General features: G+C 69.5%; 22 protein-coding genes. 17 read left to right on the top strand and 5 right to left on the bottom strand.

Annotated features, from left to right (window positions below):
• Window positions 1–110 precede the first annotated feature (110 nt).
• From LPW41_RS15390 to LPW41_RS16920, 5 genes are all read right to left on the bottom strand, one after another.
• Window positions 111–968, bottom strand: a complete 858-nt coding sequence (locus tag LPW41_RS15390; protein WP_230705331.1) for a Cof-type HAD-IIB family hydrolase — start codon at window positions 966–968, stop codon at window positions 111–113.
• A 62-nt stretch (window positions 969–1,030) separates the two neighbouring features.
• On the bottom strand, window positions 1,031–2,446 hold the full coding sequence (locus LPW41_RS15385; protein ID WP_230705330.1) for a glycoside hydrolase family 1 protein: 1,416 nt from the start codon (window positions 2,444–2,446) through the stop codon (window positions 1,031–1,033).
• A gap of 19 nt (window positions 2,447–2,465) precedes the next feature.
• Complete coding sequence (locus tag LPW41_RS15380; RefSeq protein ID WP_144784168.1) at window positions 2,466–4,325, bottom strand: beta-glucoside-specific PTS transporter subunit IIABC; 1,860 nt, start codon at window positions 4,323–4,325, stop codon at window positions 2,466–2,468.
• A 192-nt stretch (window positions 4,326–4,517) separates the two neighbouring features.
• Entirely contained in the window at window positions 4,518–5,426 is a 909-nt protein-coding gene (locus LPW41_RS15375; protein WP_230705329.1) for a PRD domain-containing protein, read from the bottom strand.
• Between the two features lie 10 nt (window positions 5,427–5,436).
• Entirely contained in the window at window positions 5,437–5,565 is a 129-nt protein-coding gene (locus LPW41_RS16920; RefSeq protein WP_269074482.1) for a hypothetical protein, read from the bottom strand.
• A gap of 115 nt (window positions 5,566–5,680) precedes the next feature.
• Here LPW41_RS16920 and LPW41_RS15370 point away from each other — a divergent pair, with 115 nt between their 5' ends.
• The 17 genes from LPW41_RS15370 to LPW41_RS15290 all read left to right on the top strand — a co-directional run bounded on the left by LPW41_RS15370 (window position 5,681) and on the right by LPW41_RS15290 (window position 22,607).
• Window positions 5,681–7,582, top strand: a complete 1,902-nt coding sequence (locus tag LPW41_RS15370; RefSeq protein WP_230705328.1) for a beta-glucoside-specific PTS transporter subunit IIABC — start codon at window positions 5,681–5,683, stop codon at window positions 7,580–7,582.
• Window positions 7,569–9,020, top strand: a complete 1,452-nt coding sequence (locus LPW41_RS15365) for a glycoside hydrolase family 1 protein (RefSeq protein WP_144834391.1) — start codon at window positions 7,569–7,571, stop codon at window positions 9,018–9,020. Before LPW41_RS15370 ends, LPW41_RS15365 begins: the two co-directional genes overlap by 14 nt.
• A gap of 44 nt (window positions 9,021–9,064) precedes the next feature.
• A complete protein-coding gene (locus tag LPW41_RS15360; RefSeq protein ID WP_144834393.1) occupies window positions 9,065–9,895 on the top strand; it encodes a PRD domain-containing protein in 831 nt (276 codons plus the stop codon).
• A gap of 19 nt (window positions 9,896–9,914) precedes the next feature.
• On the top strand, window positions 9,915–10,181 hold the full coding sequence (locus LPW41_RS15355; protein ID WP_144834394.1) for an HPr family phosphocarrier protein: 267 nt from the start codon (window positions 9,915–9,917) through the stop codon (window positions 10,179–10,181).
• Between the two features lie 126 nt (window positions 10,182–10,307).
• Window positions 10,308–11,591, top strand: coding sequence for a 23S rRNA (adenine(2503)-C(2))-methyltransferase RlmN (gene rlmN / locus LPW41_RS15350; RefSeq protein ID WP_144834396.1), 1,284 nt, complete (start codon window positions 10,308–10,310; stop codon window positions 11,589–11,591).
• Window positions 11,592–11,736: 145 nt separating this feature from the next.
• A complete protein-coding gene (locus tag LPW41_RS15345; RefSeq protein ID WP_230705327.1) occupies window positions 11,737–13,083 on the top strand; it encodes a TRAP transporter large permease subunit in 1,347 nt (448 codons plus the stop codon).
• Window positions 13,084–13,107: 24 nt separating this feature from the next.
• Window positions 13,108–13,386 carry a hypothetical protein gene (locus tag LPW41_RS15340; protein ID WP_144834399.1) on the top strand — a complete coding sequence of 93 codons (279 nt, stop codon included), beginning with the start codon at window positions 13,108–13,110 and terminating at the stop codon, window positions 13,384–13,386.
• Between the two features lie 28 nt (window positions 13,387–13,414).
• Entirely contained in the window at window positions 13,415–14,008 is a 594-nt protein-coding gene (locus LPW41_RS15335) for a methyltransferase (protein ID WP_154097698.1), read from the top strand.
• Between the two features lie 21 nt (window positions 14,009–14,029).
• Window positions 14,030–14,791: an IclR family transcriptional regulator gene (locus tag LPW41_RS15330; RefSeq protein ID WP_144834403.1), complete on the top strand. Its 762-nt coding sequence runs from the start codon at window positions 14,030–14,032 to the stop codon at window positions 14,789–14,791.
• Window positions 14,792–14,827: 36 nt separating this feature from the next.
• Complete coding sequence (locus LPW41_RS15325) at window positions 14,828–15,601, top strand: DUF1932 domain-containing protein (RefSeq protein ID WP_144834405.1); 774 nt, start codon at window positions 14,828–14,830, stop codon at window positions 15,599–15,601.
• An 89-nt stretch (window positions 15,602–15,690) separates the two neighbouring features.
• On the top strand, window positions 15,691–16,566 hold the full coding sequence (locus tag LPW41_RS15320) for an ABC transporter ATP-binding protein (protein WP_144834407.1): 876 nt from the start codon (window positions 15,691–15,693) through the stop codon (window positions 16,564–16,566).
• The gene (locus LPW41_RS15315) at window positions 16,563–17,366 is read left to right on the top strand and encodes an ABC transporter permease (protein ID WP_230705326.1); all 804 of its coding nucleotides are present in this window, start codon (window positions 16,563–16,565) and stop codon (window positions 17,364–17,366) included. Before LPW41_RS15320 ends, LPW41_RS15315 begins: the two co-directional genes overlap by 4 nt.
• Window positions 17,366–18,589, top strand: coding sequence for a sensor histidine kinase (locus tag LPW41_RS17125; protein WP_230705325.1), 1,224 nt, complete (start codon window positions 17,366–17,368; stop codon window positions 18,587–18,589). Before LPW41_RS15315 ends, LPW41_RS17125 begins: the two co-directional genes overlap by 1 nt.
• Window positions 18,586–19,218 (top strand): response regulator transcription factor, encoded by a 633-nt coding sequence (locus tag LPW41_RS15305; RefSeq protein WP_230705324.1) that lies wholly within the window; start codon window positions 18,586–18,588, stop codon window positions 19,216–19,218. The genes LPW41_RS17125 and LPW41_RS15305 overlap by 4 nt, the downstream gene beginning before the upstream one ends.
• A 110-nt stretch (window positions 19,219–19,328) precedes the next feature.
• Window positions 19,329–20,342 (top strand): aldo/keto reductase family protein, encoded by a 1,014-nt coding sequence (locus LPW41_RS15300; protein WP_230705323.1) that lies wholly within the window; start codon window positions 19,329–19,331, stop codon window positions 20,340–20,342.
• 127 nt (window positions 20,343–20,469) lie between these two features.
• A complete protein-coding gene (locus LPW41_RS15295) occupies window positions 20,470–22,122 on the top strand; it encodes a DUF4407 domain-containing protein (RefSeq protein WP_230705322.1) in 1,653 nt (550 codons plus the stop codon).
• The gene (locus LPW41_RS15290; protein ID WP_230705321.1) at window positions 22,122–22,607 is read left to right on the top strand and encodes an NUDIX domain-containing protein; all 486 of its coding nucleotides are present in this window, start codon (window positions 22,122–22,124) and stop codon (window positions 22,605–22,607) included. The genes LPW41_RS15295 and LPW41_RS15290 overlap by 1 nt, the downstream gene beginning before the upstream one ends.
• The last annotated feature ends 165 nt before the right edge of the window (window positions 22,608–22,772 follow it).

Here is a 22,772-nt window from a genome sequence, read left to right as displayed (position 1 = left end):
ACAGGCTCAGGGACCTGGGTGGGGCAGGTGGCTGGGCTTGTCGAAGCCTCGGGGCGTGACGCTGGTTCCGGTCCCTTCGACAGGCTCAGGGACCTGGGCGCGGACCGGCCTCAGAGCAGGCCCAGCTCCGCGAAGGCGTTGTGCACGCCGTCCTCCAGCACCGCGGTGGTGACGCGGCCCGCGAGCTGCTGCAGCTCGGGCACGGCGTTGCCCATCGCGACGGGCGTGCCGACGACCTCGAACATCTCGACGTCGTTCCAGCTGTCGCCGATGCCGATGGCATCCGCCGCATCGATGCCGAGCAGGGCGAGAACCTCGGTGATCGCGGAGCCCTTGGTGACGCCGGCCTGACCGATCTCGCCGTTCGAGCCGCCGGGGAGTGGGATTGAGCCCGGGATGACGTGGAATGCGTCGCCGAGCTCTTCCGCCGCGTGGGTCACGGTGTCGATCGAGGGGCTGACGAATACGGCCTTGGCGACGGCGTCGCGGTCGACCTCCGTCACCGGTCGCGGTTCGCGCCAGAGCGGTTCTTCGGCGGGCAGGCCCTGCGCTTCGAGCTCGGCGGCACGCTGCGCGTGGCGTTCTCGGCGGTACGCGGTCATCACGGGGCCCATGCCGGCGCTCGCGTACACGCCCCCGTGCGTCTGCAGGAAGTAGTGGATGCCGTGGGCCTCGAAGTACCGCTCGACCGCCTCGACATCGGCTCGGGGCATCGGGTGCTCCACGATGAGCGCGTCGTCGCCGGGCTCCTCGCCGCGCGTCGCGTAGGCACCGCCGTTCGTGATCGCGCCGTCGAAGCCGATGGCCAGCACGTCGGGGTGGATGTCACCGGCGGAGCGTCCCGTGCAGAGCCACACGAGATGTCCGTTCTCGCGCGCCGTGCGCACGGCGGTCACCGTCGAGGGGGCGATGAGCGAGCCGTGCTCGAGGATCGTGCCGTCGACGTCGAGGAAGGCGATGCGGGTCATGTGCACTCCAAGAGGATCGGCCCCGGGCCACGAGGACCCGGGGCCGATCCGGTGAGGGGGGATCAGCGCGTGAGGGACGCGCCGTTGGATCGGATGACGTCGGCGTACCAGCCGAACGACTTCTTCCGGTAGCGATCGAGCGAGCCGGTGCCGTCGTCGTTGCGGTCGACGTAGATGAAACCGTATCGCTTGCTCAACTGGGCGGTGCTGGCGCTGACGATGTCGATGCAGCCCCACGAGGTGTAGCCGAGCACCTCGACGCCGTCTTCGATGGCCTCGCCGACCTGCACGAGGTGGTCGTTGAGGTAGGCGATGCGGTAGTCGTCGACGACCGTCTTCTCCCCGTCGACCTCGACGAGCTGGTCGCGCGCGCCCAGGCCGTTCTCGACGATGAACAGGGGCTGCTGCCAGCGGTCCCAGAACTGGTTCAGCACCAGGCGCAGGCCGACGGGGTCGATCTGCCACCCCCACTCGCTCGCCTCGAGCGTCGGGTTCGAAACGCCGCCCATGATGTTGCCCTCGCCGGCGACCTTCTTCGCGGGGTCGGCGGTCTCGGCGATCGACATGTAGTAGCTGAACGAGACGAAGTCGACCGTGTGGGTCAGGTCGTCGCGGTCCTGATCGGTGATGTCGAGCTCGATGCCCTTCTCGCGGAGCGTCCGCAGGAAGTACCCCGGGTAGGCGCCGCGGGTGTGCACGTCGCCGTAGACGAGGTTGCCGTGGTCGGCCTCCATCACCGCGACGGCGTCGTCGGGAGACGGCGTCAGCGGGTAGATCGGCATCGACAGCACCATGCAGCCGACCTTCGCCTCGGGGGCGACTTCGCGGGCGATGCGCGTGGCGCGGGCGGATGCCATGAGCTCGTGGTGCATCGCCTGGTACAGCTGCTGCTCGGGGACGCCGCCCTCGGGGATCGGGATGCCGCCGCTCATGAACGGAGCGTGCAGGAGCGAGTTGATCTCGTTGAACGTCAGCCAGTACTTCACGCGGCTGCCGAAGCGCTCGAAGAGGGTGCGGGCGTAGCGCTCGTAGAACCCGATGAGCTCGCGGTTCGTCCAGCCGCCGTACTGTTCGGCCAGGTGAAGCGGCGTCTCGTAGTGCGAGATCGTCACGAGTGGCTCGATGCCGTGCTTCTCGAGCTCGTCGAGGATGCGCTCGTAGAACGCCAGGCCGGCCTCGTTGGGCTCGGTCTCATCGCCCTTCGGGAAGATGCGGCTCCACGCGATCGAGAAGCGGTAGACACCGAAGCCCATCTCGGCGAACAGCGCGATGTCCTCCGCATAGCGGTGGTAGTGGTCGATGCCGACGAGCTTGAGATTGTCGGGCGTGGGGGTCTCGGAGCGCGGGCCCGAGATGCCGCGGGGCATCACGTCCTGCACCGACAGACCCTTGCCGTCGGCGTCGTACGCGCCCTCGATCTGGTTGGCGGCGGTGGCGCCGCCCCAGAGGAACCCGTCGGGGAAGGGGGTGGTGGTCATGTTCTGTGCCTCCAGGGGGTCAGCGGGCGGAAGTGAGGGAGTCGACCGACACGGCGCGGAACAGGCTCTCGCCGTGCGAGAGAGGTCCGGATGCCGCGTCGGCGATGTCGGGGTAGAGATCGCCGTTCGTGACGATGACGGGGGTGATCAGGTCGTAGCCGGCCTTCTCGATCGCGTCGCCGTCGAACTCGACGAGCAGGTCGCCCGCCTTGACCTCGATGCCGGACTGCACCTTCAGCGTGAAGTGCGCGCCACCGAGCTTGACGGTGTCGAGGCCGACGTGGATGAGCAGCTCCACTCCGTCGACTCCGCGCAGGCCCACCGCGTGACCTGTCGGGAAGGCGGCGACGACGGTGCCGTCGAACGGGGCGTAGACCGCACCCGAGGTCGGCCGGATCGCGACGCCCTTGCCGAGCGAGCCGTCGGCGAAGGCGGCATCCGGAACCTCGCTGAGCGCGACGACGGTGCCGTCGACGGGGTTTCGCACCACGGTGTCGGTGGCGACGGCGGGCGTCGCCGGAGCGGTGGCGTCGACCGGGTCTTTGAAGCCGAGCAGCACCACCAGCAGGAACGGCACCAGGATCGCGACGCCGAGACCGATCGCGAGCATCACCATGTTGCCGTTGCCGAGCAGGGCCGGAAGAGCCAGGCCGGAGGGCACGACGAACGCCTTGGAGAAGACCCCGCCCATCGCGATGAGCGCCCCACCGAGGGCGCCGCCGACGATGCCGAAGGCGAAGGGACGCTTGAGGGGGAGGTTGATGCCGTAGATCGCGGGCTCGGTGATGCCGGCGAGGAAGCCCGAGAGCGTGGCCGGGGCGGCCAGCGAGCGCAGGTTCTTGTTGCGGGTGCGCACGAGCACACCGGCGACGGCGGCCGCCTGGGCCAGGACCGCGGCGAACACCGGGCCGATGAGCAGGATCTGACCGGTGGTCTGATACTCGAGCTGGAACAGCGGCACGAGGCCCCAGTGCAGACCGAAGATCACGAAGACCTGCCACAGACCGCCCATGATCGCGCCACCCAGCCACGGAAGGGTCTGGAAGACCCAGCCGATGCCGGCCGCGAGGCCGCCGCCGACGAGGCTCGAGAGCGGGCCGATCACGAGGAAGACTAGCGGCACGGCGACGAGCACGACGACCATCGGGGTCAGGAAGCGGCGCACGGCACCGGGCAGGACCTTGAGCAGGAAGCGCTCGGCGTAGCTCTGCAGCCACACGATGATGATCACGGGGATGACGCTCGAGACGTAGCTCACCATCGTGACCGGGATGCCGAAGAAGGTGATGTCGGGCTGACCGTTCAGCGCCGTGATGGTCGGGTAGACCAGGGCGCCGGCGATCGCGAAGGAGGTGAACTCCGAGGCCTTGAAGTAGCGCGCCGCGGTGATGGCCAGCGCCAGCGGCAGGAAGTTGATCAGCGCATCGGAGAGCGCGTTGAGGATCGTGTAGGTCGTGCTCGTGGCATCCAGCCATCCGAAGGTGACGGCCGCGGCGACGAACGCCTTCAGCAGACCCGTACCCGCGAGGGCCCAGAGGATGGGCGTGAAGATCGCCGAGATCATCTTGATGAAGCGGTTGAAGAGGTTGCCCTTCGGCCCGCTCTCGGCGGCCTCGGAGCCGGCGCCGCCCAGCTTGGTCTGCGACTGGATCGCGGCGTACACGTCGGGCACGTCGTTGCCGATCACGACCTGGTACTGACCGCCCGCCTGGGCCGTGGTGATGACACCGGGCGTCGCGCGGATCGCCGCGGCATCCGCCTTGCCCTCGTCTTTCAGCACGAACCTGAGCCTCGTCGCGCAGTGCACGAGGGATTGGACGTTGCTCTCTCCACCGACACCGGCGAGGACCCCCGCCGCCGTCTTCGCGTGATCCGTCATCGGAACCGCCTGCCTTTCGCCGCATCGATGCGGCCTGTTCGAGATGTTCTGTGGCGACGCTGCCGGGTGTTTCGGGCAATAAAAAAGACCCGAATCCGTTCATCGCTCGTCAGCGATGTGGATTCAGGTCTTGCCCGCTCGCGCGGTAACAATCCGGAAATCGTCGGCAGGGTGTGACCCCTGCGTCGGTGACTATAGCACCGGGGCGTCGGGGCCGCCACTGTCGTCAGCGCGGCCCAGGCTCGTCGCCAGGCGCTCGACGTGGACGGTGAGGTACAGCACCTCTTCGTCGGTCAGGGTCGACCCGGTGGCCGCGTGGACGTAGTCCTTCACAGCCTCGGCGATGCCGAAGGCCCGGGGATAGCGGTGCTTGGCGAACTCGAAGAACGACGAGTCGCCGCTCGAGAGCATCGCGCGATTCACGAGCCGCTGCAGCAGGAAGCGCACGTGCAGGATGAACCGCGCGTAATCGGGGCTCTCGGTGTCGAGGGCGACACCGAGGCCGGTCTCGACGGTGCGCACGACGTGCTGCACGCGGCGGAACAGCAGGGCCGCGGTGCCGTTGGGCTCGTCGCGCGTGGCGTTGAGCAGGTGCATCGTGAGGAAGACGCCCTCCTCCGGCGGAAGCTCGCGGTCGAGGGATGCCGCGATCGAGGTCGCCATGCGCTCCGCCGCGCGCGACTCGTCGGGGTGCAGGATCCGCAGCTCGGGCATCGAGGTGCCGGGGATGCGGATGCCCTGGTCGAGGCGCTCGATCACGTAGGTGATGTGGTCGATCACGGCGAGCGGGAGGCGTTGGCCGAGATCCCGGCCCAAGTCGCGCTCGGCCTGGTCGACCGCGTGCAGGACCGCCTCGACCAGCGCGTAGGGCGCGTCGGTGAGCAGCTTCTGCGCGTGCGCGGTGTCGCTGCCCTGCTCGAGCACGAAGGTCTTCTCGACCTTGGTCGGATCGACCCGCCCCTCATGCTTGAGCTGGAACCCGATCCCGCGGCCCATCAGCACGCGCTCGCGGCCGTCGCCGTCGATCGCCACGACGACGTTGTTGTTCAGCAGCTTCTGCACGCCGCCGGGCGGGAGGGAGACGTCACCGGCACCGGGCATGGCATGAATCCTAGAGCGCGACCTCTCGTCGCGCCGTGAGAGCACCCGGGATGCAGGGGCCCATCGCGAGCGTGCAGTCGTGCGATTCGGCATCCGTGAATCGTCGTGTAGAGTCGCCGACGGACATGTGACTGGTCATGCAGGCAGGATCCGAACGCAGTGCGAGAGCGCCGCCTTCGGGTCCTTTTTTGTTGCCCGGGCGACTTCGGAGTCGACGTCGCGACGCGTGTCCTTCGATCCAAGGAAGGACTTCGATGACCACTCAGGACAGCGCCCGCGCGATCCTCGAGCACGTCGGCGGAGCGGCCAACGTGGCCTCGCTCCACCACTGCTCGACCCGCCTCCGCTTCACGCTCGCCGACGACACTCAGGCCGATGAGGCCGCCCTCAAGGCCACGCCCGGCGTCATCGGCGTGGTGCTGGGGACGCAGACCCAGGTGATCGTCGGATCGGGAGTGGCGAACTACTTCCGCGAGATCGAGAAGCTGCGCACCGGTGGCGGCACCCGCGCCGAAGCGCGAGTCGATGCCGCGAAGCCGAAGTTGACGCTCAAGCGCGCCGGGTCGGTGTTCATGGACTTCGTCGTCGGCGTCTTCACCCCGATCATCCCCGCCGTCGCCGGTGCGGGAATCTTCAAGTCGTTCCTCATCCTCGCCGTCGCGCTCGGATGGCTGCAGACGACCGATCAGACCTATCAGGTGCTCACCGCGATCCCCGACGCGGTGTTCTTCTTCCTGCCGTTGCTGGTGACCTACACCGCGGCGAAGAAGCTCGACACGAACATCCCGCTCGCGCTCGGCATCGTCGGCCTGCTGGTGTTCCCGACCTTCGCCGGCCTTCTCACCCAGGAGGGCGGCGTCGCGCTGTTCGGCCTGACGGTGCCCGCGATCGCCTACAGCGCGCAGGTCTTCCCCCCGATCCTCGCGGTGCTGCTGCTCGCGGTCGTCGAACGCGGCGCTCGCCGCATCAGCCCCAGCGTGATCAGCACGTTCCTCGTGCCGCTGATCTGCTTCGTCGTGGTGGCGCCCGCCACGATCTTCCTGCTCGGCCCGCTCGGCTTCTTCCTCGGGACCCTCCTGACGGGCGCGATGCTGTGGCTGTACGGCACCCTCGGATGGATCGCCGTCGCGCTGATGGCCGCCGCCCTTCCGTTCATCGTCTCGGTCGGCATGCACAAGGCGTTCATCCCGCCGACGGTGGCCACCATGGCCTCCGCGGGCAAGGAGAGCTTCTACCTCGTCGCCTCTCTCGCCCACAACCTCGCCGAGGCCGGCTCCAGCCTCGCGATCGCCGTGCGTACGAAGAACAAGACCCTCCGCGGCACCGCGATCTCCTCGGGCATCTCGGCCTTCTTCGGCATCACCGAACCGGCCCTGTACGGCGTGACGCTGCAGAACCGTCGCGCGGTCATCTCGGTCGTCATCGGCGCGTTCGTGGGTGGGTCGTACCTCGGCATCGCGGCCATCTCGGCCTTCGCGCTGGTCAGCCCGGGTGCGGCATCCATCTCGATGTTCATCGACATGGCCAACCCCTGGAACCTGCTGCACGCGGTGATCGGCGCGCTCGTCGCCATGGTCACCTCGTTCATCGTCTCGCTGGTCATCTGGAAGGACTCCGACTCGGCCACCGTGCGTCTGCTCGAACAGCAGGCGGGCACGTCGACCCCTGTCGGGGAGCCCGTCGCGGGCGGGATCGTCGCCCCCATGACGGGCGAGGTCATCGCCCTCGCCGAGGTCGACGACCCCGTGTTCTCGGGGGGCATCCTCGGGCCCGGCGTCGCGATCCGCCCCACCGACGGCGAGGTGCGCGCGCCCATCAGCGGCACGGTGTCGAGCCTGCTGCCCTCGCGCCATGCGCTCGGCATCCTGGGTGACGACGGACTCGAAGTGCTCGTGCACGTGGGCCTCGACACCGTCCGCCTCGAGGGTGCGCCCTTCACCGCGCACGTCGCCCAGGGCGACCGCGTCGAAGCCGGACAGCACGTGCTGACCGCCGACCTGGCGGCCATCGAAGCCGCAGGACTCGACATCACGACGCCCGTCGTCGTGCTCAACGGCGACGCGTACGACGTCGCCCCCCTCGTCACCGGACGCGTCGCCGCGGGCGCCGCTCTGCTGTCGACCGACGCGAAGGAGACCGCGAATGGGATTGCCTGACGGATTCCTCTGGGGCGGCGCGCTCGCCGCCAACCAGGCCGAGGGCGCGTGGAACGAAGGGGGCCGCGGTCCCGCGGTCTCGGACGTCGCGAAGTACCGCCCGAACGTCGACCCGCGTGAGTACGCGGTGCACCACCAGCACACGCTGGAGAGCATCGCCGCCGCGATGGCCGACGACGACATCGCCTTCTACCCGAAGCGTCGCGGGATCGACTTCTACCACCGCTACCGCGAAGACCTGGCGTTGTTCGCCGAGATGGGCTTCTCGGTGCTGCGGTTGTCGATCGCCTGGTCGCGGCTGTACCCGACCGGCGAGGAGCTCGAGCCGAACGAGGAGGGCATCGCGTTCTACCTCGACCTCTTCACCGAGATGCGCCGTCTCGGCATCCGCCCGCTGGTGACCCTGTCGCACTACGACCCGCCGCTCGCTCTGGCGCTGAAGAGCAACGCGTGGGTCGACCGTGGCACGATCGCGCTGTTCGAGCGGTTCTCGCGCACGTGCTTCGAGCGCTTCGGACACCTCGTCGACCTCTGGCTGTCGTTCAACGAGATCGACGGGATCATCCGTCACCCCTTCACCTCGGGCGGCATCATCGACGAGACCGTCGAGGGCTCGCTGGAGCAGGCCTGTTACACGGCACTGCACCACCAGTTCGTGGCATCCGCGTCGGTGACGAAGATGCTCCACGAGATGTGGCCCGCGTCGGAGATGGGGTGCATGCTCACGATGCTCACCACCTACCCGAACACCTGCCACCCCGACGACGTCGCGGCGACCCAGGCCAAGGAGCGTCTCCTCTACCTGTGCACCGACGTGCAGGCCGGAGGGGCGTACCCGCGGCTGGCGCTGAAGGCCCTCGAGTCCAAGGGCATCACGATCCCCTTCGCCGAAGGCGATGTCGAGCTGCTGCGCGATCACCCGGTCGACTACATCTCGTTCTCGTACTACATGACGCTCACGGAGTCGGTGCGTCCGGATGCCGAGCGCACCCCCGGCAACACGGTGCTCGGCGTGAAGAACCCGTTCCTGCCGTCGAGCGAGTGGGGGTGGCAGATCGACCCGGTGGGCCTGCGCATCTCTCTCATCGACCTCTACGACCGGTACGGCAAGCCGCTGTTCATCGTCGAGAACGGTCTCGGCATGCGCGATGAGCTCACGGAAGACGGCCGCATCCACGACCCGTACCGCATCGACTACTTCCGGTCGCACTTCGCGGAGATGATCCGCGCCGTCGACGAGGGCGTGGAGCTGCGCGGCTACACGAGCTGGGCGCCGATCGACATCATCAGCGCCTCGTCGTCGCAGATCTCGAAGAGGTACGGTTTCATCCACGTCGACCAGGACGACCTCGGCAACGGCACGGGCGAACGACGTCGCAAGGACTCGTTCTTCTGGTACCAGAAGGTCATCGCCTCGAACGGGGCCGACCTGGCGTGACGACCGCACTCGCTGCGCGTCCGCCGGGGTCGACGGAGACACCCATGCAGATCATCAAGAAGGTGCTGAACTCCAGCGTCGTGCTCGTCGAAGACGAGCGCGGCGTGGAGCGCGTGCTGTTGGGCAAGGGCATCGGTTTCGCCGCGCGTCCGGGCGACACCGTCGCCCCCGGGTCGACGGACCGGGTGTTCGTCGCGCTCGACGACGCCGATCAGCGGAACCTGGTCGAGTTGCTCGCCCAGATCCCCGGCGGCTTCGTCGAACTCACGAGGGCGATCGTGATGGATGCCGAGAAAGCGGGCATCGAACTCGACGCCCACATCTACCTCACGCTCACCGATCACCTGCACTTCGCGGTGGAGCGCCAGCGGCGGGGCCTGCAGGTCACCAACCGCCTCGCGTGGGAGGTGCGCACGGTCTACCCCCGTGAACACGAGGTGGGCCTGCGCGCGCTCGGGCTGCTCCGCGAGCGCACGGGGGTGTCGCTTCCCGATGAAGAGGCCGCCAACATCGCCTTCCACCTCGTCAACTCGGAGGTGGGACGCCCTGCCGTCGACTCGATGCGGGTGGTCGGGCTCGTGTCCGACATCACCACGATCGTCACGCACGCCGGGGGAGTGACCCTGGATGCCGACGACCTCCACACCCGTCGGTTCCTCACGCACCTGCAGTTCTTCGCGGAGCGGTTGTTCAGCGACCGCCTCGCCGGTCACGACGAAGACCTGCTCTTCGCGACCATGACGGCCAAGCACCCGCGGGCCGTCGCGACGGCCGAACGCATCCGCGCGTTCGTCCTGAAGGAGCACGAGGTGGCCATCTCCGACGAGGAGGTGGGCTACCTCGCCCTCCACATCGCTCGCGCCCAGTCGAGCTGAACTCCCCGAAAGGTCTCCCATGGCACAGCGCACCGCCGTCTTCGGCTCGTCCTCCGGCCTGCACTCCCGTCCCGCCGCGACCCTCGCCCGCGCGGCCGCGGCCTCGAAGCACACCGTCACCCTCGCCGCCGGCGACGCCTCCGTCGACGCCCGCAGTATCCTCGCGCTGCTGCAGCTGGGCGTGAAGACGGGCGACGAGGTGGCCCTCGAGGTCGACGGGCCCGAGGCCGACCGTGTCGCCGACGAGCTCCAGGCGTTGCTCGAGCAGGACCTCGACGCCGCCTGACCCGATCGCGTGAGGGGCCGGACCGGGTGTACCCCACGCCGCCCGGCATCCCGGCCCCTCACGTGCCCCCCGAGAGCGGAACACGCGCCCAGCCGCGGCGCAGATGCGCCCGGTACCCTGGAAACCATGACCGAACAGCCCCCCGTGCGCACCACGACGCCTCGGCAGGTGCGCCCCGCGGGTGCCCCGGCCGACACCGGCATCCGCCAGGTGCGCCCCAAGACCGAAGGCTGGCAGCAGGCCAAAGACGAGACCGGTCGTCCGCTGCTGCAGTTCGCCAGCCCCAAGCGCGGCAAGCCGCCCGTGCACCTCGCCGACCTCACGCACGACGAGCGCGTCGCCAAGCTGAAAGAGCTCGGCCTCCCGGGCTTCCGCGCGAAGCAGCTCGAGAAGCACTACTTCACGCACTACACGTCGGATGCCGCCGACATGACCGACCTCCCGGCATCCGGTCGCGAAGAACTCGTCGCCGGAATGCTGCCGCCGCTGCTCACCGAGGTGCGGCGACTCGAGACCGATCGCGGCGACACGATCAAGTTCCTCTGGAAGCTGCACGACGGCGCCCTCGTCGAGTCGGTGCTCATGCGCTACCCCGGCCGCATCACGCTGTGCGTGTCGAGCCAGGCCGGCTGCGGCATGAACTGCCCGTTCTGCGCCACCGGTCAGGCGGGCCTGACCCGCAACATGTCGGCGGGCGAGATCATCGAGCAGATCGTGCGCGCCAACGCCCTCATCGCCGCCGGCGGCCTGGGCGGAAAGAAGCGCGACGACCACTCGCTCGATCGCGTGTCGAACATCGTGTTCATGGGCATGGGCGAGCCTCTCGCCAACTACGCGCGCGTGATGCAGGCCGTGCGCGTGATGGTCGACAAGGACCACGGCCTCGGCATGAGCGCCCGCGGCATCACCGTGTCGACCGTCGGACTCGTGCCCGCGATCAAGAAGCTCGCCGACGAGGACATCCCGGTCACCTTCGCCCTCTCGCTGCACGCCCCCGACGACCACCTGCGCGACGAGCTCATCCCGGTGAACTCCCGCTGGAAGGTCGACGAGGCACTGGATGCCGCGCGCGCCTACTTCGACAAGACCGGGCGCCGCGTCTCGATCGAATACGCCCTGATCAAAGACATGAACGACCACGCCTGGCGTGCCGATCTGCTGGCCGAGAAGCTCAACGCCCGCGGCCGAGGCTGGGTGCACGTCAACCCGATCCCGCTGAACCCGACGCCGGGCTCGATCTGGACGGCATCGGAGGTGCCCGTGCAGAACGAGTTCGTGCGACGCCTGAACGACGCCGGCATCCCGACGACCCTCCGCGACACCCGCGGCAAGGAGATCGACGGAGCGTGCGGCCAGCTCGTGGCGACCGAAGAAGACGAGGCAGCCGCGGCCGTCACGCCGGTCGGCTGAGACCCCTTTTCGAACGCCCTCGGACCTCATGATCCGGGGGCGTTCGTCGTTGGGGCGTGGTTGACGATCGCCGCGCCGTCAGGATATGTTCAACACGTGAACGTTTAGTTCACTAGATGAACCCCCCACCTCAATGGAGAGCACTATGGGCTTGGCAGTTTGGGCGCTTATCGCCTACATCGGCGTGATCGTCGTGTGGAGCGTCGTCGTCAAACGCGGCATCGGCGAAGCGATGGTCGTCGGCTTCGTGACCGTCTGCGCGTTCGGTGGAGCGGACTTCCTCCGGCTCGCCGTCGTGGGCTTCGAGGCGGCCTTCACGCAGGAGATCGTCTTCGCGGCCCTCGCGTTCACCTTCATCGGCTTCCTGCTGGCATCGACCGGCGTGATCGACCGGCAGGTCGACATCCTCAACTCGATGCTGGGACGCCTGCGCGGTGGCGCCGGATACGTCGCCACGGTCGGCTCGGCCCTGTTCGGATCGGTCGCCCACTCCGGCTCGGCCAACGCCGCCACCATGGGTTCGGTCGCGATCCCGTGGATGAAGCGCTCGAACTGGCCCCCGCACGTCGCCGCCACCGTCATCGCCGGAAACGCCGGCAACGGCACGGTCATCCCGCCGAGCGCGTCGTTCTTCATCCTCATCGGCACCGCGACGGTCGCCCCCTACGTGACCATCGACAAGCTCCTCCTGGCGATGTTCGCCGCCGCCGGATGGTGCGTGCTGTGGCGCCTCGTCGTGATCTTCATCTTCGTGCGCCGTCACAAGATCGACCGGGTCGCCGCCGCCGACATCCTCCCCTTCGGCCGCTCGTTCCGTCAGGGCTGGACCTCGCTGCTGGTCTTCCTCGGCATCGTGATCCCGGTGGCCGTCACGCTCGGCCCCACCGGCGACGCCCTCACCGCGGCACTCGGCGAAGAGACGACGGATGCCGTGAGCGTCATCGTCTGGATCCCGGTGCTGCTGATGATCTTCGCGGTCTTCCTGGGCTGGAAGGGCCTGCCCCGTGGGGGGCGTGCCTGGTACGACTTCTTCGCGAAGACGGCGCCCCGCTATCGCGACATCGGTGCGACGCTCGTCTTCGCCTTCGCGGGAGGCGCCGTGCTCACCGAGCTCGGTCTCGCCGACCAGCTCTCGTCCGTCCTCAACGGCCTGAACGCCTCACCCGTGGTCATGTCGATCATCGTCGCGGTGATGGTCGTGCTGGTGGCGGGGCCGCTCAGCTCGACCGCCACGATCGCCACGATCGGCGGCATCGGGTTCAGCGTCCTGATGGTCTCGGGCGTCGACCCGATCCTCGCCGCCTGCGTCGTCCTCGTCGCCGCCTCGACCGAGGGGGCCTCTCCTCCCGGAGCGTCGGCGATCTACATCGCCACCGGTATCGCACAGGTGAACCCGGTGAAGACCTTCGTGCCGCTGATCGTCTGGTACGTCCTCCCCATCCTCGCGATCGCCGCCCTCATCGGACCCGGCTGGTTGCCGGTGTCGTTCTAGCCCGCGTCCTCAACGGAGAAGACCATGTCTGAAGAGAAGACCCCCGCCGAGAACCCGCACGGCCCCGTCCGTCGCCGGGCGATCGCCCTCATGACCCCCGTGTTCGTCGTGCTTCTGGCCGCCATGCTCCTGGTCGGAACGGTGCTCGTGCTGCTGCAGGTCGTCGGGCTCGTCACGGCGAACGGCGCGTTCGTCGTCGGAGTCGCCGACGCGCTCAACCCCTGGGCGTTCGGGATCGGCGGCGCCCTCGGCATCTGGACCCTGCTGCTGTCGTACGCCCACGGCTGGAAGCCCGCCGACTGACGTCGGCCCTGAGAGAGAACGGATACTCATGACCATTCCCCCCGTCCCCGGCGACGTCATCGACGGCCTCGCCGCTCTCCCGGTCGCCAACATCGGCGACTCCATGGACCGCCTCGGCGTCGTGGATGCCGGCATCCAGGCCGTGTGGCCGGGTGCGACGCTCGCCGGTCCCGCCTTCACCGTCGAGGTGGCGGGCGGCGACAACGCCGGCATCCACGAGGCGATCGCGCAGGTTCCCGCGGGCGCGATCCTCGTGGTCAACGGCCACGGGGTCACCGATCGCGCGCTCATCGGCGAACTCATCGCGGAGCGCCTGCGCAGGGTCGGCTGCGCCGGCTTCGTCGTCGACGGTGCCGTGCGCGACGTCGACGACCTGGAGGAGATGGGCTTCGCCGTCTTCGCCCGCGCGAAGAGCCCGGCGGGTCCCTACAAGAACGGCCCCTTCCGCATCGGGGTGCCGATCGCCCTCGGCGGAGTCGTCGTGAGCCCGGGCGACGTGATCGTCGGCGACTCCGACGGCCTGGCCGTCGTTCCCGCCGTCCAGGCCGAGGCCGTGCTCGAACGAGCGCGTCGCAAGAACGCGGACGAGACCGAGACGCGGCGACGGATCCTGGCGTCCTGAGCGATCCGACACACTAGGTGGATGAGTTCGGCTCGTGAAGACACGTCAGGTCAGCCCACGGTACGCAGCGTCGAACGCGCCCTCGACCTGCTGGAGCTGCTCGAACGCGCCGACCGGCCGTTGCGTCTCGTCGACCTCGGGCGCGGCACGGGTCTGTCGACCGCCACGGTCCTGCGACTGCTCGGAGTGCTGCAGCGGCGCGACCTCGTCTCCAGCGTCGGCGGGGAGTACCGCCTCGGCGTCGCGACGCTCGGCATGGCCCACGGCTACATCTCGAGCGACCCGCTCAGCAACCGCGCGCGGCCGCACCTGCAGCAGCTCGCCGACACCACCCAGCTCACGACGTCGCTGTACGTGCGAAGCGGCGACGAACGCATCCTCGCCGTCCGCGTCGACGGGGAGCACCCCCTGCGGTACCAACTCCCGCTCGGGCGGCGGCTGGCTCTGCACCTCGGCGCGGGCAAGCCGATCCTCGCGCACCTTCCGGCCGACGAGATCGCTCGGATCCTCGACGCCCTCGGTGAGACGCAGACCGCGGGAGGGCTCACCGTCTCGACGGAAGGACTCGACGCCGATCTGGCGGAGATCCGCCGCAACGGGTTCCACATCTCGGTCGCCGAGCGCGACACCGCCGTCGCCTCCATCAGCGTGCCGGTGTTCTCTTCGACCGGAGAGGTCATCGCCTCGCTCTCCGCATCGGGACCGGTCGAGGCGACCGACCCCACCCACCTGCCCGACTGGGCACCAGAACTCCGACGGGCGGCAGCCGCCGTCGGCCGCTAGCGCGGGAATCCTCTCGCGCTTCTCGAGAGGAACGACATGCGCGTGATCGGAATCATCGGACTCGGCGAGGCGGGCTCGCTCTACGCTCGCGGAGCGGTCGAGGCGGGCTACGAAGTGCACGGCTTCGATCCGGCCCCCACCCCCACCCCCTCGGGTGTCGAGCGCTCGGGCTCGCTCGAAGCCCTCGTCGCGGCATCCGACCTCGTCATCGTGTTGACGGGCGCCGCGCTCAGCGAACGCATCGCCGCCGACGCCGCGCCGCACCTGCGCGCGGGCAGCGTCTACGCCGACTTCACCACGGCCTCGCCCGGTGTGATGGCCGAGGTCGCGGAGCTCGTCGAGCGCACGGGCGCCCGATTCGCCGACGTCGCGATCCTCGGGCCCGTCCCGACCAAGGGAGCCGCCACCGAGACGATCGTCAGTGGCACCGCCAGCGAAGACGTGGCCGAGGTGCTCCGCCGCTTCGGCGCCGACGTCGAGGTCATCGACGGCCCCGCGGGCGACGCGACCTCGCGCAAGCTCCTGCGCAGCGTCCTCATGAAGAGTCTCGCGGCCATCGTGGTCGAGGCGCTCGAGGCCGGCCGCGCGGCAGGATGCGAGCCGTGGGTCCGCGCGCAGATCGCCGCGCAACTGTCGGGTGATGCCGAAGCGAAGATGGACCGGTACGAGACCGGCAGCCGCAAGCACGCGGTTCGCCGCTCGCACGAGATGGAGTCGGTCGTCGAGTACCTCGGTGCACTCGGGGTCGATTCGGAGATGTCGGACGCCGCCCGTCAGGTGCTGACCCGGCTGGGGGAGCAGCAGGGCTGAGGCGGTGGCGCGAGCGTCCACCGATCGGTGGATGCCGACTCCACCGGCTCGTCGTTCCCGTGGCGGTCCCGCCCCGTCAGACTGAGGGCATGAGCGAGAACGTCGTCGAGGTCGAGAACCTCCGCAAGACCTACAAGGGCGGTCTCGAAGCGCTGCGCGGGGTGTCGTTCGACATCTGCCGCGGTGAGACGTTCGCGCTGCTCGGGCCGAACGGCGCGGGCAAGAGCACGGTCATCGAGATCCTCGAGGGCTACCGCGACCGCACGAGCGGAGACGTGCGCGTGCTCGGCGTCGACCCGCACCGCGGTGGCCTCGACTGGAAGGCGCGGCTCGGCATCGTGCTGCAGAACACCGGCGAGGCACCCACCGCGAGCGTGCGCGAGCTGCTGGCGCACTTCGCCTCGTTCTACCCGCGGCCGCGCGACGTCGACGAGGTCATCGCGTCGGTCGGTCTGACCGAGAAGGCGAAGGTCTCGGTGCGCAAGCTCTCGGGCGGGCAGCGGCGTCGCGTCGACGTCGCCCTCGGCATCGTCGGCCGACCCGAGCTGCTGTTCCTCGACGAGCCCACGACCGGCTTCGACCCCGAGGTCAGGCGGCAGTTCTGGGATCTCATCCGCGACCTGCAGCGCGAGGGCACCACGATCCTGCTGACCACCCACTACCTCGACGAGGCAGCCGAACTCGCGGAACGCGCGGCGATCATCGTGGGCGGGCAGATGGCATCCGTCGGTCGAATCGACGAACTCGGGGGACCCGACGCGCGCGTGCCGCTCGTGCGGTGGCGCGAGGGCGGCGAGACCCGCGAGCAACGTACGCAGGACCCCGGAGCCCTGGTCGCCCAGCTCTACGCCCGCCTCGGCGAACCCGAGCGGCTCGAGGTCGTGCGCCCGAGTCTCGAAGACGTCTACCTCTCGTTCCTCGGCGACGAAGCGCGCCGCACGGCCGCGGCGGGAGGCCTCGCGTGAGCCGCGTGCTGCGGCTGGGTGCCGCGCGCATCGCTTTCGAGGTGCGCTCGTACTTCCGCCAGGGCGACTCGGTGTTCTTCACCTTCCTGTTCCCCGTGATGATCCTGCTGATCTTCGCCGTCGCCTTCGACGCGCAGACCTTCGGTCCGCCCGGAGACGAGGTGGATGCCGCGCAGTTCTACCTCCCCGCGATGCTCGCCGCGGGCGTGCTGCTGTCGGGCCTGCAGAACATGTCGATCGACATCGCGATGGAGCGCAGTGACGGCACCCTCAAACGCCTCGGCGGAACCCCGCTCAGCCCGGTGTCGTACTTCATCGGCAAGCTCGGGCAGGTGCTGGTCACCGGCTTCCTGCAGTCGGCGCTGCTGATCGTGGTGGCCGCGGTGTTCTTCGGCGTGCCGCTGCCGACCGACCCGGAGCGCTGGTTGACCTTCGCGTGGGTGTTCCTGCTGGGCGTCACCACCTGCGCGATCCTCGGCATCGGCCTGTCGGCGCTGCCCCGCACCGGCCGCAGCGCCACGGGCGTCGTCATTCCGATCGTGCTGCTGCTGCAGTTCATCTCGGGCGTCTACATCAACTTCGCCGCCCTCCCCGAGTGGCTGCAGAACGTCGCGAGCGTCTTCCCGCTGAAGTGGCTCGCGCAGGGCTTCCGCTCGGTGTTCCTGCCCGAGGGGTTCGCGGCGGGCGAGCCGTCGGGCTCGTGGGATCACCCGCTGATCCTGCTGGTGACGGGCCTGTGGCTGGTGCTCGGGCTCGCGCTCGTGCGGCTGACGTTCCGGTGGATTCGAAAGGACGCGTGATGTCGCAACTCACCGCCGCCCCCGTCGCCGCCTCGGAGGGGGCGGATGCCGGACTCCCCACGACGCGAGGGTGGATCGTCGCCTTCCTCGCGGCGGGAATCCTGGGCGCCGGCATCGCCGTCGCGTCGGCGATCGTCGCCGGCATCCCGTGGGCGTCTGCCATCGCGGCGCTGACGCTTCTCGGGGCGTACACCGTGTTGATCCTTCTCGTGCTGCCCCGTCTCCTCCGACGCGAGGCGGGGACGATGGGCGCGCTCGAGGTGGTCACCATGGTGGTCACGGTGCTCGCGGTCGCCCTGCTGACCTTCCTCGTGCCATGGCTGGCGATGCTGCAGTTCTGGGTCTTCCCGCTGCTGTGGACGCTGGCCGCGTCGACCCGGATAGCAGTGGGCGCGTGCTTCGTCTCCGCCGCGTCGATCTTCGCCGCGCTGCTGCCTTGGACGGGCGGAGGATCGTGGGCGGTCATGGCCCTCGTGCAGGGCGCGTCTTTCGTTTCCGCCGTCGTGCTGGGTCTCTGGATCAGCGGCATCTCGCGGTACGGCTCCGAACGCGACGTCCTCGTCGCCGAATTGACGGCAGCGCAGAGCGAACTCGCCTCTCTGCATCGCGACGCCGGCGCGACGGCCGAGCGCGAGCGCCTCGCCGCCGAGATGCACGACACGATCGCCCAGAGCCTCGCCGGGACGGTCATGCTCGCGCAGCGCGCCCGGCGCGAGCTGGTCGAGGGAGCCTTGTCGCCGTCGACCCTCGAGCTCGTCGAGGAGGCCGCCCGGGCAGCGCTCGCCGAGACCCGAGAGCTGGTCGCCGGGGGAGCCCCCGCCTCGGTCGGGGTCGGCGGACTGACCGAGGCATTGCGCACGGTGGTCGCGCGGGCCGTCCGCGAGACGGGTCTCGACGTCGAGCTCGTGACCTCCGCCGTGCCGCCGCTCGATCGCGAGGCGGAGGTGGCGCTGCTGCGGTGCGCGCAGGAGGGACTGTCGAACGCGAGACGGCACTCCGATGCCCGTCGCGTCGAGGTCACTCTCGCCGAGCGGCACGGCGTCGTGGAGGTCACCGTGCGCGACGACGGCGTCGGTTTCGACACCGCCGCACGCGCGCACGGCTTCGGCATCGAGGGGTTGCGAGCACGCCTGAGCGCCCTCGGCGGGTCGCTCGAGGTCGACGGCACCCCCGGGGCGGCGACCGTGCGGGCCGGGGTTCCGGTGACGGCGGGGCGCTCGTGATCCGCGTCGTGGTCGCGGACGACCACCCGATCGTGCGCGCCGGGCTCGTCGGCATGTTGGACGCCGCCGACGGCATCGACGTCGTCGGAGCGGCATCCGACGGGGTGGAGGTCGTGGCCCTCGTCGAGAAGGAATGTCCCGATGTGGTGCTGATGGACATGCGGATGCCGCGCCGCGACGGCGACGAGGCGACCGCGATGCTGCGCGAGAGCGCACCCGCGACGCGTGTCATCGTCTTGACGACCTATGAGAGCGACGACGTCATCATGCGTGCGATCGCCGCGGGTGCAAGCGGATACCTGTTGAAAGCCGCCCCCGAAGCGGAGCTGCTCGCCGGTATCCGCGCGGTTGCAACCGGCGAGGTCGCTCTCGCGCCGAGTGTCGCCCGGGTGCTGGTGGCGCAGGCGGGGCGGGCGCCCGACGCGCCGACGCTGACCCCTCGAGAGGTCGAAGTGCTCTCCCACGTCGCGCAGGGGCTGAGCAACCGCGAAATCGGCGCTCGTCTCCACCTCGGCGAGGCGACGATCAAGACCCATCTGCTCAAGGCCTACGCGAAACTCGACGTCGCGGATCGCACACGCGCGGTCACGAGGGCGATGGAGCTCGGCATCCTGCGATCGCCCTCGTGAGAGGTCGGAATCGGTCGCTCCGCTCTCTGACAGGCGACACCCTCCGACCCCTCACGCCGACATCCGGATGCCGCGGCCCCGGTGTCGGTGGCCGGGTCTAGCGTGGAGGAATGGTCGCTTATCGCTATCTCGGTAACAGTGGATTCAAGATCTCGGAGATCACCCTCGGCAACTGGGTGACCCACGGCTCGCAGGTCGGTGACGACGCGGCGATCGCCACGGTGCACGCCGCCCTCGACGCGGGCATCACGACGTTCGACACCGCCGACACCTACGCCAACACGGCCGCGGAGACGGTCCTCGGCAAGGCTCTCGAGGGGCAGCGGCGCGAGTCGCTCGAGATCTTCACGAAGGTCTACTTCCCGACCGGTCCGAAGGGACCCAACGACACCGGCCTCAGCCGCAAGCACATCATGGACTCGATCAACGGGTCGCTCAAGCGCCTCGGCACCGACTACGTCGACCTCTACCAGGCGCACCGCTTCGACTACGAGACGCCGCTCGAAGAGACCTTCCAGGCGTTCGCCGACATCGTGCGCCAGGGCAAGGCGCTCTACATCGGCGTCTCGGAGTGGACGGCCGAACAGCTGCGCGACGGACACGCGCTCGCGAAGCAGCTCGGCATCCAGCTCATCTCGAACCAGCCGCAGTACTCGATGCTGTGGCGCGTGATCGAGGGCAAGGTCGTGCCCACGAGCGAAGAGCTCGGCATCTCGCAGATCGTCTGGTCGCCGATGGCCCAGGGCGTGCTGAGCGGCAAGTACCTGCCCGGTCAGCCCGTGCCCGAGGGCTCGCGCGCGACCGACGAGAAGAGCGGGGCCACGTTCATCAAGCGGTTCCTCGCCGACGACACCCTCGAGGCCGTGCAGCGACTCAAGCCCATCGCCGACGAGGCGGGGCTCTCGATGCCCCAGCTCGCGATCGCGTGGGTGCTGCAGAACCCCAACATCTCCGCAGCCCTCGTCGGAGCGTCGCGACCCGAGCAGCTCGCCGACACCGTGAAGGCCTCGGGCGTGACCCTGGATGCCGACACCCTCGCCGCGATCGACTCGGCCCTCGGCGATGCGGTGTTCTCCGACCCCGAGAACACCTACGAGGTGTCGCCGAAGCAGCGCGTGGCCTGACCCGCGCAAGACGGTGGGGCGGGGCTTCGGCTCCGCCTCACCGTCTCTCGTGGCGCGAAGAGGGGCGCTCGGCTGCGCCTCAGGCCGCGCTCAGGAGAGAGCAGGGTGGGCGTCGTACCCTGTGCGAATGTCCTTTTCCGCTCACCGGCCGGGCCGCTTCGGCTCCGATGGCCGCATCGAGTTCACGACGGACGAGGAACGCGAGCAGTATCTCGACGACATCCTCGCCGCGCAGAACGCGGCCCACCGCCCCGCCGAGGCCCAGGACCACACGTCCGAGCCATGGGGTGCGCCGCGCGCCGACGACGAGCCCGTCGACCCGTTCGTTTACGACGCACGCGACGCCGAGCCGGCCGAGACCCCCCGCGACGACGCCCCCGCCGACGACCACGACACCGTGGTGATCGACCGCGCCGAGCGCGCCCGCGCCGACGACGAGACCGCGGTCATCTCCGACGAGGAGCCCGAGCGAGAGCTCGAGCCCGTGGCATCCGCCCCCGTCTCTTCGGAGCCGCGCCAGCCGCGCCTGCGTCGGCACGACCCGCGGCGGCCGCGCCTGTCGCTCATCCGTCGCATGGCAGTGCTCGGCGGTGCCGACAACGACGTGCTCGACGAGGTGCCCGAAGAGGTGCCGCGTTTCGTGCAGATGTTCCTCGTGCTCGCCGGAACCGCGCTGGTGTCGGCCCTGTCGATGATGTTCGCGCTGCTGACCGGGGTGCGCGTCAGCATCCTTCTCGCGATCCCCCTGGCCCTCATCTGGGGCCTCATCATCTTCAACCTCGACCGCTTCCTCACCTCGACGATGCGCTCGACCAAGAACATCTTCCGGCTGCTGGGCCTTGCCATGCCCCGCGTGATCATGGCCGCGCTCATCGGCATCGTGGTGGCCGAGCCGCTCGTGTTGCAGGTGTTCCAGAACGACATCGCGCGCGAGGTCAACGCCACCAACATCACCCAGGCCCTGGGCGACCAGGACGCCGTGACCAGCGGCCCCGAGAAGCAGGCCCTCGACGCCGCCAGCGCACAGGTGTCGGCGCTCGAGAATCAGGCCGCGACCGGCATCGTCACCGGAACCTCGTCGACCTCGGCCGAATCCGCCGCCGCGCAGCAGACCGTCGACCAGCTCACCCAGCAGCTCGCGGCGCAGCAGACGGTGATCGACCAGGCCCGCGCGGTGTACCAGTGCGAGCTGACCGGCCAGGGCGCCGGCACCGTCCCCGGCTGCACGGGCGTCGCCGGCAACGGCGCGAGCTCCGACGCCGCCCAGGCCCAGCTGCAGCAGGCGCAGTCGGCGTACGACGCGCTGTCGACGCAGCTGCAGCAGGCGCAGTCGACCCTCGCCTCGGCGAACTCCGCCGGTGCCGAGGCCGCGGCTTCGTCGGCCGACGCCAACAAGCAGCAGGCCGAAGACCAGCTGCCCGCGGCCCGCGCGCAGTACGAATCGGCGCTCGCCGCGTACAACCAGCGCGCGTCGTCGATCGCCGACGGAAACGCCGGCGCCGTGGGTCTACTCAGCCAGATCACCGCCCTCGAACGCCTCTCCGACCGTGAGCCGGTGCTCCGCTGGGCGCACTACCTGATCGCGGCGCTGTTCTTCATGATCGAGCTGCTGCCGGTGCTCGTGAAGGTGCTCACCGGATTCGGCGGACCGTCGCTGTACGAGAAGGCCGAGAAGATGCGCGGACAGATCGCCCTCGACCGCGTCTCGGCCCGCACGTTCCGCAAGCGCGCCGACATCATCGCCGACGAGGCGAACCGGGTGCCGGCCACCGTCACCTGATGGTCGTGTGGAGTGCGGGACTGCTGCTGTACCGGCTGACGCCGGAGCCGCAGGTGTTCATCGCGCACATGGGCGGCCCGTTCTGGGCCAAGAAGGACGCCGGCGCCTGGTCGATCCCGAAGGGCGAGTTCGACCCCGAATCCGAGGGTGCTCTGGATGCCGCACGCCGCGAGTTCCGCGAGGAGCTCGGCGTCGAGCCGCCCGAGGTCGAGTGGGCCGAGCTCGGCACCTTCGCGTACTCGAGCGGCAAGAAGGTGGTCGTCTTCGTGGGCGACGGCGCCGGGTTCACGGCATCCGGAGACGATCTCACCTTCGGGGAGTTCGAGATGGCCTGGCCGCCTCGGTCGGGACGCACGGCCTCGTTCCCCGAGGTCGACCGCGCCGAGTGGATGGCTCCGGATGCCGCGCGCGAAGCGCTCGTGAAGGGCCAACGCCCCGCGATCGACGCGCTCGAAGCCGCGCTGGCGGAGCTGCCCGGGTCGTGACGCGTCGCGGATGCCCGCGGTCCCGTCGAGTGTCCACGACACGCCGCATTCCGTCGCGTGGGGCGGCGTGTTTCGGACACTGAACCGGGGGTTCGCGCCAGCGGGGGACCGCCGCGGCACCCGCTCAACGCGCGAGTGTCCAGAACACCCGGACGTTTCGAAGAA

Origin of the sequence: Microbacterium sp. JC 701 (assembly GCF_021026215.1) — a bacterium.
Taxonomy (GTDB): domain Bacteria; phylum Actinomycetota; class Actinomycetes; order Actinomycetales; family Microbacteriaceae; genus Microbacterium; species Microbacterium algihabitans.
This window is presented reverse-complemented; position numbering and strand designations above follow the sequence as displayed.